The organism is Flavobacterium sp. NLM, assembly GCF_002210235.1.
GTDB classification, from domain to species: Bacteria; Bacteroidota; Bacteroidia; order Flavobacteriales; family Flavobacteriaceae; genus Flavobacterium; species Flavobacterium panici.
On sequence record NZ_LIAC01000002.1, the window covers coordinates 39,434 to 52,826 of the forward strand.

At 34.1% G+C, this 13,393-nt stretch carries 11 protein-coding genes; 1 reads left to right on the plus strand and 10 read right to left on the minus strand.

What is annotated here, in order from left to right; translation table 11 throughout:
• Positions 1-23: 23 nt before the first annotated feature.
• The 9 genes from APR43_RS02375 to APR43_RS02415 all read right to left on the minus strand — a co-directional run bounded on the left by APR43_RS02375 (position 24) and on the right by APR43_RS02415 (position 12,070).
• Positions 24-1,223, minus strand: a complete 1,200-nt coding sequence (locus APR43_RS02375; RefSeq protein ID WP_053474437.1) for an NAD(P)/FAD-dependent oxidoreductase — start codon at positions 1,221-1,223, stop codon at positions 24-26.
• Positions 1,220-1,711, minus strand: coding sequence for a low affinity iron permease family protein (locus tag APR43_RS02380; RefSeq protein WP_053474438.1), 492 nt, complete (start codon positions 1,709-1,711; stop codon positions 1,220-1,222). The genes APR43_RS02375 and APR43_RS02380 overlap by 4 nt, the downstream gene beginning before the upstream one ends.
• 12 nt (positions 1,712-1,723) lie before the next feature.
• On the minus strand, positions 1,724-4,543 hold the full coding sequence (locus APR43_RS02385) for an AsmA family protein (RefSeq protein ID WP_053474439.1): 2,820 nt from the start codon (positions 4,541-4,543) through the stop codon (positions 1,724-1,726).
• A gap of 14 nt (positions 4,544-4,557) precedes the next feature.
• A complete protein-coding gene (locus APR43_RS02390) occupies positions 4,558-5,406 on the minus strand; it encodes an MlaD family protein (protein WP_053474440.1) in 849 nt (282 codons plus the stop codon).
• 26 nt (positions 5,407-5,432) lie between these two features.
• On the minus strand, positions 5,433-6,212 hold the full coding sequence (locus tag APR43_RS02395) for an ABC transporter ATP-binding protein (RefSeq protein WP_053474441.1): 780 nt from the start codon (positions 6,210-6,212) through the stop codon (positions 5,433-5,435).
• Positions 6,209-6,973 (minus strand): MlaE family ABC transporter permease, encoded by a 765-nt coding sequence (locus tag APR43_RS02400; RefSeq protein WP_053474442.1) that lies wholly within the window; start codon positions 6,971-6,973, stop codon positions 6,209-6,211. Before APR43_RS02400 ends, APR43_RS02395 begins: the two co-directional genes overlap by 4 nt.
• A gap of 792 nt (positions 6,974-7,765) precedes the next feature.
• Positions 7,766-9,010: a beta-ketoacyl-ACP synthase II gene (gene fabF, locus APR43_RS02405; RefSeq protein ID WP_053474478.1), complete on the minus strand. Its 1,245-nt coding sequence runs from the start codon at positions 9,008-9,010 to the stop codon at positions 7,766-7,768.
• Positions 9,010-9,567 (minus strand): TetR/AcrR family transcriptional regulator, encoded by a 558-nt coding sequence (locus tag APR43_RS02410; protein WP_053474479.1) that lies wholly within the window; start codon positions 9,565-9,567, stop codon positions 9,010-9,012. Before APR43_RS02410 ends, fabF begins: the two co-directional genes overlap by 1 nt.
• Before the next feature lie 232 nt (positions 9,568-9,799).
• The gene (locus APR43_RS02415; protein ID WP_053474480.1) at positions 9,800-12,070 is read right to left on the minus strand and encodes a glycosyltransferase; all 2,271 of its coding nucleotides are present in this window, start codon (positions 12,068-12,070) and stop codon (positions 9,800-9,802) included.
• 433 nt (positions 12,071-12,503) lie between these two features.
• Between APR43_RS02415 and APR43_RS02420 the strand changes: the two genes are divergently transcribed.
• Positions 12,504-12,665: a DUF1328 domain-containing protein gene (locus APR43_RS02420; protein ID WP_071638579.1), complete on the plus strand. Its 162-nt coding sequence runs from the start codon at positions 12,504-12,506 to the stop codon at positions 12,663-12,665.
• Between the two features lie 265 nt (positions 12,666-12,930).
• Here the strand turns inward: APR43_RS02420 and APR43_RS02425 are convergent, their stop codons facing one another.
• Positions 12,931-13,392 carry a hypothetical protein gene (locus tag APR43_RS02425; protein WP_053474481.1) on the minus strand — a complete coding sequence of 154 codons (462 nt, stop codon included), beginning with the start codon at positions 13,390-13,392 and terminating at the stop codon, positions 12,931-12,933.
• Position 13,393 lies beyond the last annotated feature (1 nt).

A 13,393-nucleotide genomic window follows, 5' to 3' on the forward strand; every position in this document is an offset into this window, starting at 1 on the left:
ACCTTTGCACCTTTGTACCTAAATCAGCGTCCAAACCTATAAAAATCTAAATCCGGATTTTTTTTGTTTTTTATAGAATCAACAATAGAATTCATTCCAATTACGCTGAAAGTGATTCCGTTGCCTCCGAAACCTAAAACGTAATGAATATTTTTTTTCGGGTCTGGTTTTCCAAAATAGGGAAGGCCATCTTTAGTTTCGCCAAAAGTTCCCGCCCAGGAATAATCTAATTTGAATTGTACATTCGGGAATCGTCTTTTAAACTGACGCATTAAAGAAGCTTCTTTTTTTGGAATCAGTTTGTCCCGTTTTTTGGCATCTCTAAATTCTTCATCACCGCCGCCCATAATAATTCGGTTGTCTGCGGTAGCGCGATAATAATAATATGGAGAAGAAGTATCCCAAATAACCGCATTTTTTAAAATTGTAGGTAATTCAGGAACGATTTCAGAAGCCAGCGCATACGTGCTTTTTAAATCAACGATTTTTTCTTCAATAGTTTCAGTGCTTTCATAACCGCTGCAATACACAACATGATCTGCAGTTATCGTACATTTATTTTCGGTGTGTGCAATGCATTTTCCTTTTGTAGTCTGTACAGAAGTAATATTCGTTCTGTCATAAATCTGCATTCCGTTTTGATGGCAGTAAGACAATAAATCGTTTGCCAGTTTAAACGGATCCATAACTGCGGCAGTTTTAGATTCGATTGCTGCAATGGCGTTTAAACCCATTTTTTCGAGCTCATATTTATTGAGCCAGGTTACATCAAAATCGCGCTGTTTTCTGGCTTTAAACTCGTTCTTTAAAAACGGAATATCTTTTTTATAAGATGTAAAATAAATACTTTTTTTGAACTCAAATCCGCAGTCGCTTTCTACGGTATCAATTATATTTCGCAAATCAAAAATAGCTTTCTTACCATTTCTGTAACTGTCTACGGCACATTTTTCGCCTCGCAGTTTAATCAGTTCGTGCAGCGGAACATCAATTTCATATTGAAGCAAAGCGGTACTGGCGGCCGTGCTTCCATTTGCTACGTCGCGGCGGTCAACTAATACTATTTTTTTTCCTGCGGTAATTAATTTATAAGCCATTAAAGCCCCTGTTATTCCTCCGCCAACAATCAAAATCTCAGTTTTAATATCAGAATCAATGGAAGGATAACTGGTATTCATGGCACTTATAAGAGGCCAAAAGGTTTCTGTAGAGCGTAATTTCATTTCTTAGTCGTATTTCGTGAAGCACGATGTTTAGTTCTGTTTTTATCTTTGTACTCATGCTGCGAATGCGCTTCGGTCAGCGAATGAGAAGTTCGGATGCTTTCGTCTTTCTTTGCAAGTTCAGCCAGGTGGCGATAAAACTTTTGGACAATAATCATTTCATCTTCGGTCATATTTTCAATATCAACCAGACTATTGCTTGAATGTTCATTTGAAGCCACGAGTTCGTTTAGTTTTAACTGAATTGCCAGTGAATCTTTGTTTTGTGCTTTTTGAATTAAAAAAACCATCAAAAAGGTTATGATTGTTGTTCCGGTATTAATAACCAGCTGCCATGTTTCAGAATAATCAAAAATAGGTCCCGAAACTGCCCATGCCAATACAATAACAAAAGCACTTATAAAAGCTGTTGTGCTTCCGGCAGCTTTAGACGTTTTTGATGCAAATTTTTCAAATGTGCTTCCGCCATTTTGTTTTTTCTTTTTCATTGCCTTAATAAATTAGGTTTTCTTTTTGCTGACTTTTTCTTTTTTAATCACTTTATTGTTCTTTTCATCATAAACAGCGTCGTAAATTTTCTGACCTGTTTTACTGAAAATTTTAATTTTAGGATCTTCATGAGTTCCGGTTATTACGATTGGAAAACCAATTATTCCGCCCGGTGGAAGACCTAAACGCATTCGTAAATCCAGCAATCCGTCAAAACTGGTAGTTCCTTTAATGGTAGGTCTAAAACTCGCCACACTAAAAGTAAAAGGCTCAATATGAATTAAATTATTATCAATGTTTGATTTGATCTCGATTCCTTCCATTTTGGGATCGCCTAAACCATCTTGTCCTGTTTTAGAACTTACACCTTCAAATAATTTTAAACCTTTAATTTTTACATCACGCAGATTAATAGTTCCGCCCCCTTCAAGTGATTCGTAAATAGGTCCCATATTTCCGTTTAAATCACCTTTAATTTTATAATCAACAGAAATAATTCCCTGCGCTTTTTCTGCCGCCGTAACCATATCATGAAACATTGGAATTTCTTTGTATGCACGCTGAACGCTAAAATCTTTGGCATTAAAATGTGCTTCAAAATGAGCTGTTGTTGGCGTTTCATCTTTGTATCCGGCATTTATGCCTACAATACAATCGATAATATTAAAAGTGGTATTTTCTAGATATAAAGCGCCTTTTGAAATCCCTACTTTTCCGGTAAGTTTATTTAAATTCAATCCGTTATATTCTACTTTATCAGCATTTGCGGTAAGCGAAACATTTAAGTTTTTAGGAACCAAAACTACACCGCTCATTTTTGGGTGGTCTTCTTTGGCATATTCTACTTCCAGTTTTCGGTCTTTATTTTCACCTTTCTCCAGTGCCATAAATTCATCAACATTGATCAGTTTTGATTTCAGGTTGAAGTCTCCGCTTAAAGTTCCGTGCGATTCTAGAAAATAATTAATCGTATTTAAAAGATATCCGTTAATATCAAAATCAGATTTTCCATAAGAAGCGTAGAATTTTTCAAACCACATTTTTTCATTCTGAAAACGGAAATTTCCTTGTTTGATAAAAAAGGATTTCGGAAATAATTCTGATGTTGCTTTTATGTTCTTCAACAGGATTGTTCCGCGATTATCCAGTTTACTATATTGTCCTGTTGTCGCGTAACTTTGTTTTCCTTTAAGAGATAAATCAGCTTTTGCGTAACCTGTTACATCAAGGCCTTTTTGAGAAAATACCTGATAGATTCGGCCAACATTCAATTCGCCTTTAATTTTTGCATTATAAGCCAAATCACTAAAATCAGATAAAGTGGCGTTTACGTACATTGGATTTCCTTCAAAAACAAATGATGCAGGCGCAAAGGCAACGATCAAATCTTGAAAAGTTCCGGCTTTGTTCAAGACATTGGCAATAAAAGTAATATCAGTAATTGGGTTAGGATAGGAGTCTGTTTTCAGCCAGCCGTTTCTAAGCGAAATACCGCCAATTGTTTTAGGAAATAATTTTTTTGAAGTACTAAAAAGTCCTCTCGCCTGAATGTTGGTTTTTAAAAGCCCTTTTAATTCCACAGTATTTAAACCTATTGCAGCATCGACAACGGCAAGATCAAGCGCACCTTTTACACTTGCGTTGATATTCATTTCACTTAAACCTTTGCTGTGTAAATAAGCATTGAAATAATCTTTTTCGCCTACTTTAAAACGCAAAGTCCTAAGATTTACCAATAATTGTTCTGTATCAAGAGAAGGCAGAATGGCATTCAAATCCATTTGAAAATCAGTCAACGGAACGGGCGCGTTTTGATAATTAATCGCTCCATCTTTAACTTTTAGATTAAAAGCTAAATTGGGTTTCTGTTTTTTCGAAACGTTATAATCTCCTTTAAAAGAAAGTACTAAATCACTTTTTCCTGAAATTTCGGTTTCATCAAGCCAGGTTAAATATTCCGGTGGCATTACAGAAAGTAAATCTTTTACAGTTGTATTTTCTGAAGCGGCTTTAATATTTATTTTATAACCGTCTCTTAAAATGGTAAATAAACCTGTAAAGGTTAATGGCAGCTTATTAATCTGTAATTCATTTTTTTGAAGAATAAATGAAAGTGCGTGTGTGTTGATTCTGGTAATTAAATCAGCGCGTACGGCTTTTTTTCTAAGATAAGCTGTTCGGTTATAATAGAAATCTAGAGTGTCAATTTTAGCATCGGTATTTAAATCAAAAATATCTTCGCTTAGATTTCCTTTTCCGATATAATTAAAACCTTTTGCGTCGACCAAAATCTTAGCCGAGCGATCATTGTATTTTACATGACAGTTTTCTAAATCAATTCGTTCCAGTTTTATTGCTGTCCCTTCTTCGGGAGCATTTGGATCTTTTTTTTCGTCTTTTCTGTCTTCTGGCGCGACATAAATATTGTAATTGGCTTGTCCTTTTTCGTTAACCATTACATTTATCAAAGCATTCGAAACGTATAATTTATTGATTTTAACTTCACTGTCAAAAATCAGTCTTTTTAAATTTATCCCAAACGCAACCTGATCAGCTTTTAGTAAAGTATCATTGCTAAAAGGTTTAGAACCTGTCATCGATATATCATCAAGCGAAACAGTAAGCGATGGAAAATGGGTAAAAAACGAAAGTTTAGATTTCGAAAACTCGAGTTTTGTGTCTAAACGTTCGTTGGCAATTTTTTTAACTTCTGAGGCTACTTTTCCGGGAAATAGTAATGGAACCAAAAAAAGTAACAGCAGGATTCCTGCTATTACTATTCCCGTCCATTTGAGTATTTTAAGGCTTATATTTTTAAACGAAGTTTTCATGGCGTAGAGTTTTACTATTTCTTTTCAGCCTCTTTCTTGGCTTCTTCAGCTTTTTGCTTGTCTTGCTTTTCTTTCTCTTCTTTGGCTTTTTCCTGTTTTTCTTTTTCTTCCTTGGCTTTGGCTTCTTTTTCTTTAGCCGCTTTTTCCTGCTGTTCTTCTTTTTTCTCTTTTATTTCTTCTTTCTGTTTTTCTTTTTCCTTTTCTTTTTTCTTAAAGTAACCTCTAAAAAGGAAATTGCTTTTTGCGGCTTCCATATTTTCGCTGAAACCTTTTGTTCCGGTTTCTAAATTTGAAAGCGTATTCGAAACGCTGTTTGCCATTTTATCATCGCGGACTAATCGTGCCAATGCTCCGTTTCCGTTATTCATACTATGGCTGAAAATCGCAAGTTCATCAGATATAACGCCTACATTATCAACGCTTTTCTTAACACTTTTCATAAGGTCAGCCATCTCTATTCCGTTTACAGAAGCAATTGCTCCGCCATTTTCAACTATTTTCTGGGATTTTACTCCCGGAGAAATGGTTAAAACTTTATCGCCCATTAATCCGTCAGAACCAATGCTGGCGCGCGCATCTGTTTTTATAAATTCGCGGACTTCATCTTTTATGACCATCGATACTACAACCGATGAGTCATTTATTAATCTTATTTCTTCAACGGTTCCTATATTAATTCCTGAAAAACGGACGTTGTTTCCAACTTCTAAACCGCTTACGGTTTTAAATTTTGAGGTTAGGTTAAATGTTGAGCCAAACAGATTTTTTTGTTTTCCGATGAAATAAATGGCCATTATAAAAAGCAGCAGCCCAACTGTTACAAACATTCCTAATTTCCAAGTATATCCAGATTGCTTCTCCATGATTTCTAGTTATTTATTTTTGCTGTTTATTCAAAAAATGAGCGTACCCATTCGTCTTCGTCTTTTTCTAATTCTTCGTACGTTCCTTCGGCGTGAATTACGCCGTCTTTAAGCACCATAATTCTATCGGCAGTTAATTTGGCGCAGGCCATATCGTGCGTAATAATGATTGATGATGTTTTTTGTTTGTTTTTGATATCCAGAATTAATTCGCTGATTTCTCTTGATGTAATGGTATCTAAACCCGTTGTAGGTTCATCATACAAAATGATTTCCGGTTTTAAAATCAGGGTTCTTGCTAAACCAATTCTTTTTCTCATCCCGCCTGATAATTCTGCAGGCATTTTTTCGATTGCATCGCCTAAACCCACACTTTCAAGTGCTTCCAGAACTTCTTTTTCTACTTCTTCTTCGGTTAAATCTCGTTTGTGTGCACGAAGCGTAAAAGCAAGATTTTCTCTAACCGACATAGAATCGTATAAGGCGCCGCTTTGAAATAAGAATCCAATTTTGACTCTCATTTTGTTTAATTCATCTTTAGAAAGAGCAAGTAAATCTTCGTCAAAAACTTTTATTTCGCCTTTGTCAGGTACAATTAAACCCACAATACATTTTATGGTTACCGATTTGCCTGAACCGGAACGCCCTAAAATCACTAAATCTTCTCCTTTATTTACGGTAAGACTTACGCCTTTTAAAACCGTATTATCTTTGCCAAAAGTTTTATGTAAATCCTTAATCACAATGATTGGGGTCTTTTTTTTATCTTTTGATTTTGGTTCGATATTTTTTTCTTCTTTAATCATTTCAAATAAATTAAATCGGTTAATTGTACTGCCACCATATCAATAATAAATATGCTTAAAGAAGCTGTAACTACGGCTGAGTTTGCAGCACGTCCCACACTTTCTGTTCCGTTTGCGGCATTAAATCCTTTATAGCATCCAATCATTCCGATGAAATAGCCAAAGAAGAAAGTTTTTACCGTCGCCGGAATTAGATCTGAGAATTCTAAAGACTGAATAATCTGCGTTAAATAGCGATAGAAATTAACGTCGCCGTGAATGTTTATTCCGGCGTAACCGCCAACAATTCCAACGGCATCAGCAAAAATTACCAATAACGGAACCATTAACGTACAGGCTAAAATTCTCGTTACGACCAAATAATTATAAGGATTAATAGCCGAAACTTCCATAGCGTCTATTTGCTCCGTTACTTTCATAGAACCTAATTCGGCTCCAATTCCCGACGAAATTTTTCCGGCGCAGATTAAGGCCGTAATAACGGGCGCAATTTCTCTAATTAAGGACAGTGCCACCATTCCGGGAAGCCAGCTTTCGGCACCAAATTTCACTAAAGTTGGTCTGGATTGAAGCGTGAGCACTAATCCCATAATAAAACCTGTGATTGCCACCAAGGGCAATGACTTATAACCGATGATGTAACATTGTTTCAAAAACTCTTTAGCCTCATAAGGAGGAACAAAAACCTCCTTAAAAAACCTCTTGGCAAACAATGTTGCGTCTCCAATTTGTGCGAATGTATTTTTTAGGCTGAGAATCAAAATGTTTAGTTTTTATAGTTAGGTGTAATTTGAAAATCAATTATTTAACAGTTTATGGTACTTTTTAAATTATATATGAAAGTTACTTCTATACTTGTTAAAATACTTTACACAACTTTTTTTGAGGCTTATATAATTTTCATAAAATCACAATATTTTTATGAATGCTGCGTTACACGAATCCTATAGAAAACAAAAGGGCTGTCTCAATTTTAAGACAGCCCTTTTATGTATCCGGTTATTCATTCCATAGGAATGTTTCATAGGTAGAAAAAAATAAAAATGAACCAAATTTACGTTTCGTAGGAACGTTTGATTTTGAAATCGTTTTTTAATAATCTGGCGTATCAAACGTTCCTACGGAACGTAAATTATAATAACAATATAATTTTTCTACCGATGATATGTTCCTATGGAACATGAAAATATATAGAATAAATGTGACTGTCTCAATAATTGAGACAGCTCTTTTTGTATATCCAGTTATCATTCATAGGAATGTTTCGTAGGTAGAAAAAAATGCAGATCAACGATATTTACGTTCCGTAGGAAGGTTTGATTTGGAAATCGTTTTTTAATAATCTTGGCGTATCAAACGTTCCCTAGGAACGTTTGATTTTGAAATCATTTTTAATATCTGGCGTATCAAACGTTCCTACGGAACGTAAATAATAATAACAATATATTTTTCTACCGATGAAATGTTCCTACGGAACAAAAAAACATATATAATAAATGTGACTGTCTCAATAATTGAGCAACCCCTTTTTTAAATGAAATATTTGTAATTTTTTATTCTTCGAATTTTTTAAAGATGGAACTGGCAACGTGACCTCCAAAACCAAAAGTATTGCTCATCGCATAATTCACTTCTCTGGATTGTGCTTTGCCAAGTGTCAAATTAAATTTATCTGCAAATTCCGGTTCTACGTTTTGTGTGTTTATCGTTGGCGGAATAACATTTTCCTGAACCGCTTTTATACACGCAATCGCTTCAATTGCTCCGGCACCGCCAAGTAAATGTCCAGTCATAGATTTTGTAGCACTAATATTCGCATTCGGGTTTATTCCAAATACTTTTTCTACAGCTTTAAGTTCGCTTAAATCTCCGGTTGGAGTAGAAGTTGCGTGGGCATTAATATAATCAATTTGATCTGGAGAAATTTCGGCTTCTTCAAGCGCAAGTTCCATTCCTAAAACAGCTCCTTCACCTTCAGGATGCGTTCCCGTTAAATGGTAAGCATCTGCGGCTAAACCTCCGCCTACAATTTCGGCCAGAATTACTGCGTTTCTTTTTATCGCATGTTCGTAGCTTTCTAATATCACAACGCCGGCTCCTTCGCCCAAAACAAAACCATCTCTTGTTTCATCAAAAGGTCTTGAAGCTTTGCTGTAATCATCATTTAAGGTAGACAATGCTTTTGAAGCGTTAAAACCGCCAATTGAAGATTCTGTAACCGAAGCTTCAGAACCGCCGGTGATCATCATATCTGCTTTTCCCCAACGTATATAATTGAAAGCATCTATAATTGCAGTATTGCTGGCAGAACAGGCTGCAGCCGTTGTATAGTTAATGCCGCGAAGTCCGTATTTAATAGAAATAACTCCCGAAGCTATATTCACAATTCTTTTCGGAATGAAAAACGGACTGAATCTTGGTGTACCATTTCCTAATTTATATTCTCCAATTTGTTCTTCAAAAGTTGAAATACCGCCATCGCCGCAGCCCCATATCACTCCAATTCGGTTTTTGTTTAAGGAATCAAAATCAATATTAGCATTTTTTACGGCTTCGTCTGCAGCGTACAATGCGTATTGTGTGAAAAGATCGTATTTTCTGATTTCGTTTTTTTCAAAAATAGCCGAAGCATCAAAGTTTTTAACCTCGCATGCAAATTTAGTTTTGAATTGTGTGGTGTCAAATCTTGTTATAGGAGCAGCACCGCTGACTCCGTTAATTAATGAATTCCAAAATTCCTGAACATTATTTCCAATAGGAGTTACTGCTCCTAATCCTGTTACTACAACTCTTTTCATTATTTTTTAGGTCTTAATTCTGTTAATATTGTTTCTCTTACCAAGTCAAAATCACTATCGTTTGTAAGTCTTGAAAGCTGTACAATGGCAACCATATTGGTTACAATCATTATGGCTTTTGTTCTTGGTTCCATTTCAAAATCAAATATTTTGAGTGCTTTTCCTTCGATTAAAACTTCCGTCAGCCAGGTAATTACGATTTGGGCAAAACCTTGCAATTCTGTTTTTATGGATTCGTCGAGCGTATTTAAATCTGTTGCTAATGAACCTACAATGCAGACTTTATTTTCTTTTTTTATTTGTGCCTGTACCTCTAAAAAAGCTTCCAGTTTTATTAGAGGAGATTCATTGGCTACTCTTTTCTTTAAAGCCTCGGTTCTGGCAATATGTTCTTTTATGGTCGCTACGCCAAGATCAGATTTAGTAGGGAAGTGGTAATGAATAGAAGCGGTTTTTATGCCAATATCATTTGAAATATCTTTAAAACTAAACGCATTATAACCTTTGTTTCGAATAAACTGATCTGCTTTTTCTATAATATTTTCCCGTGTTGTCATGGCTGTAATTTTTTGACAAAGATACTACCTATTAGTAGATAGGCAAATTTATTTAGTTTATTTTTAAGATTAATTATTACTGTAAACAAAAAATCCCTTTCATTAAGAAAGGGATTTTCCGGGTTTAATAGAATTTTGGTCAGTCTATTACGTTATAAAATTACAAATTTTAAATTTCAAATCCCAACTTTGGAATTTGGAATTTTTTAATTGGAATTTTTCTATAATTTTTTTAAGAATTGATCGCTACTCCGGTTCTCAATTTATTTAAAGGAATAACTTTAGATTCGTCATGAGCAAATTTTTCCATTATTAATCTTGCGGTTAAGTAACATACGGTTGATTCTGCTCCTTGATTTAAGTTTACATTGTTTTTTTCAAGACCGTCGTAACCGCCGCCGCTTACGGGATTATACATAATTTGATTTAAATGATTTTTTCCTAAAAACCAGTTAAATGCAATTTTCATTTTCTTTCTGTATTCCGGAGTTTCAAATGTGTTATAAAAAGCATTTAATGTCTGAATTGTATAGGTAACATCAATTGGCTGTTCTCCATATTCTTGTGGTTCTGAACCTTTGTGATACCAGCTTTGATTTGAGATTGCTTTAAAATTTCCGTCAACAAATGTTTTCGACAATAAGAAATCTAATGAATCTAAGGCTACTTTTTTGTAAACTGGTTTGTTTGTAATTAAATAAGCGTACAACATAGATTCTGGCAGAATTCCGTTTCCGTACGTTAAATAATTTTCAAACCACTGCCAGTCTTCAGTAGCTGTATCTTCGTAATTTGCCAGTAGTTTTGCATTTAGCTTATTGATAATGGCTGCCACATATAAATTTGGAACGGCATTATGATACAAATACAATCCTTTTGTTGCAAAACCAATAGAACGAGGCGATTGAATATTTTCTGCCCATTTTAAGGAATTAAGGAAACATTTTGCTGCTTTTTTAGAAATGTTTTCAGGAAGGATATCTGAATTTGAAACTACAGTTCCTAAAGCCCAGATTGCTCTTGCATTTGAATCTTCTAAATTAACTTCGGCATTTTGCTCAATATGTTCACGGTTTTCCTGATCGACATAATTGATGAAATTTCCTTTTGGTTTTTGACATCTTTCGATAAAATCCAAATAAATTAAAATATACGGAAGATCGTCTTTGTCCCTGGTTAATTTATAGTGTGCACAAAATGCGATTAAAGCGCGTGCATTATCATCTAAAGTATAACCGGAATCCAGATCAGGAACTGAAATTTTACTAAATTGAATAATTCCAAGATCTGTAGTTAATCTTTTAATATGTCTTAATTGAATATCAGGATAACTGTATTTTACATCTGATGGATTTTCGATTAACTTTTTATAAGTATTCATGAGTGTTAATGCGGCATTTTCCCAAGATGAAGCTCTCATTTTAGTGAATGCATTGATTCCCATTTCACGTCTTAAATTTTCATTTGAAATCAATTTTAAGGTTTCTTCTGCAAATTGATCCACATTTCCAATATCAACCAGAACACCACAGTCAGAAGTTAAAACTTCTTTTGTATGTGCAATTTTTGATGCGACCATAGGGCAGGCGCAGCTCATTGCATAAGCAAAAGTGCCGCTTACAGCCTGGTTTGGATCTTTTGAAGTAAACAAATAAATATCGGTTGCTTTTAAATATTCTAAAAGTTCCTCTGTATCTAAATATTGATTAATGAAACGAACATTATTGTGTAAATTTAATTCGTCAACAAGTGCTTCCAGTTTATCTCTATAAGTATCAACTCCGTCTTTAATTAAATTAGGGTGTGTTTTGCCAATAATTAAATACAATACATTTGGTTCTTTTTCGACGATTTTAGCCAAAGCCTGTAGACCTGTTTCGATATTTTTTCCTTCGCCCAAAAGTCCAAAAGTTGAGAGTACAATTTTGTTTTGAATATCAAATTTTGCTTTTGCTTGTGCCGGTTCTTCATAAATTACAATATGCGTTCCATGCGCCACTGTTGTAATGATATCTTCGTCAATGTTGTAGTCTTGTATTAAAATTTCTTTTGACTGATTTGTCATTACAAAAACAGAATTGCTGTAGCTCAAAAGTAATTTCACAAAAGTTTTCAATTCGTTATTCGGGTTTGGAATAACGGTGTGAAAAGTATAGGTTATAGGTTTTTTTACTGCATTTAAAAAATCTAGTAAATGATCACCATAATTACCGCCAAACAAACCGAATTCATGCTGAATGTGAACTAGTTTCACATTTTTATCTTTATTAATTTCTTCGGCAACTTTTGTGTACTCTGCTCTTTCTTTTGTGTTTAATGTAAAGGCCTGTGTCGAATTTGTCTTTGGATTGTCTACTAATTCACAAATTTCACAAGTTATTGATTTACCAAAAATGTCGGTAATTCCTTTAATTGTATCCTGAGTATAAGTTGCTATTCCACATTGTGTTGGAGGAAATGTTGAAAGAAAAACAATTTTCGATTTATTTGATATCTTCTTCATGGGGATTCTGTTTTAGTTCTGTTAATAAGTCGTCAAGGTTCAAAGTAGCCGCCACAATTTTTTTATTGGCGGCACCATAATAATGTTATACTATTAAAAATGACTTTTTGTTAAGAAAAATACCTTATTTATATAACAGTATCTTTTTATAAGATTCAACTGAGCCAGTTTTTAATTTTGAATAAAATTACCTTGGGAACGCAGCGGTAATTAACTCAATCGATCAAAAAATTAACTCTAAAGCTTCTGGATGGGAATTGTATAACGTTGAGACCAAAATTCTAAAAGAGCCTGATAAATTTATGATTTGTAATGGATTGCGATAATAAATATACCGTTTGAGTTAATTGTTTTTGTAAGTAAAAGAGAACTTTGAGAGACAAACAAATCAGACTTGTAAAAGTCACATTATTATAACTTAAATTTCAATATTATGTTACGTTGGACAGTCACATTTATTATTCTAGCTATAGTAGCCGGAATTTTTGGTTTTGGAGGAATTGCTGCCGGAGCCGCTAGTATCGCAAAAATTTTATTCTTTATATTTTTAGTTTTATTTATTATCTCATTAATAAGCGGAAGATCAAGAGTTTAAAATTTCAAGTTTATTGTTTAAAAAAGCGAAATTAACTGTTGTGTTGATTTCGCTTTTTTGTTTTTAATCTATACTTATAATTTTAACGCAAAGCGGGCTGAGATAGTTTTAACGCAAAGGACGCTAAGATTTTTAATAAGTTAGTTTTTTACTAAAACTCAAAGTTCGCAAAGCTTTGCGAACTTCAGCATTGAAAATGCAGCCTTTTAAAAAATATTAGCGTGCTTTGCGTTAAAATTATTGCGTTAAGCTAATAACTCATATCTCATATCTCATAACTTTTCTTAGTTACAAAAGCAATTGGCAAACCAATGCAGACGATTAAAATTAAAACAGAAATGATTAAGGGAAGATCAAATTCTTTTGATGGAAGTTTTGGAAATACAATTGGAAGCACAATAAGGTTCATTACAATCCAGACAAAAATTCCATAGACAATTCCCGAAACAACAATATTCTTTTTCAAAATAGGAACGTGCGGATATATCTTATAATAAAAATAGGCAAAAGCAAATGCGATAAAATAATGCAGTAATAAACCATAAAAAACCATTTGTGCACCGCCTGTATATGCATGCTGTTTAAAAATGCCACTTGCAATAGACTGCAGAATTTTTTCGGCAGTTGTTTGATGTAATATAACAGAGTAAACTAAAATTGCCGCAAGAATATCTAAAGTTCCTGCGAGTAAACCAGAGTATAAAATAGTTTTAGATTTTGATGTCATT

Coding starts and splice junctions, on each gene's coding strand:
- APR43_RS02375 (WP_053474437.1), bottom strand. CDS start 1,223: ATGAAATTACGCTCTACAGAAACCTTTTGGCCTCTTATAAGTGCCATG.
- APR43_RS02380 (WP_053474438.1), bottom strand. CDS start 1,711: ATGAAAAAGAAAAAACAAAATGGCGGAAGCACATTTGAAAAATTTGCA.
- APR43_RS02385 (WP_053474439.1), bottom strand. CDS start 4,543: ATGAAAACTTCGTTTAAAAATATAAGCCTTAAAATACTCAAATGGACG.
- APR43_RS02390 (WP_053474440.1), bottom strand. CDS start 5,406: ATGGAGAAGCAATCTGGATATACTTGGAAATTAGGAATGTTTGTAACA.
- APR43_RS02395 (WP_053474441.1), bottom strand. CDS start 6,212: ATGATTAAAGAAGAAAAAAATATCGAACCAAAATCAAAAGATAAAAAA.
- fabF (WP_053474478.1), bottom strand. CDS start 9,010: ATGAAAAGAGTTGTAGTAACAGGATTAGGAGCAGTAACTCCTATTGGA.
- APR43_RS02410 (WP_053474479.1), bottom strand. CDS start 9,567: ATGACAACACGGGAAAATATTATAGAAAAAGCAGATCAGTTTATTCGA.
- APR43_RS02415 (WP_053474480.1), bottom strand. CDS start 12,070: ATGAAGAAGATATCAAATAAATCGAAAATTGTTTTTCTTTCAACATTT.
- APR43_RS02420 (WP_071638579.1), top strand. CDS start 12,504: ATGTTACGTTGGACAGTCACATTTATTATTCTAGCTATAGTAGCCGGA.
- APR43_RS02425 (WP_053474481.1), bottom strand. CDS start 13,392: ATGACATCAAAATCTAAAACTATTTTATACTCTGGTTTACTCGCAGGA.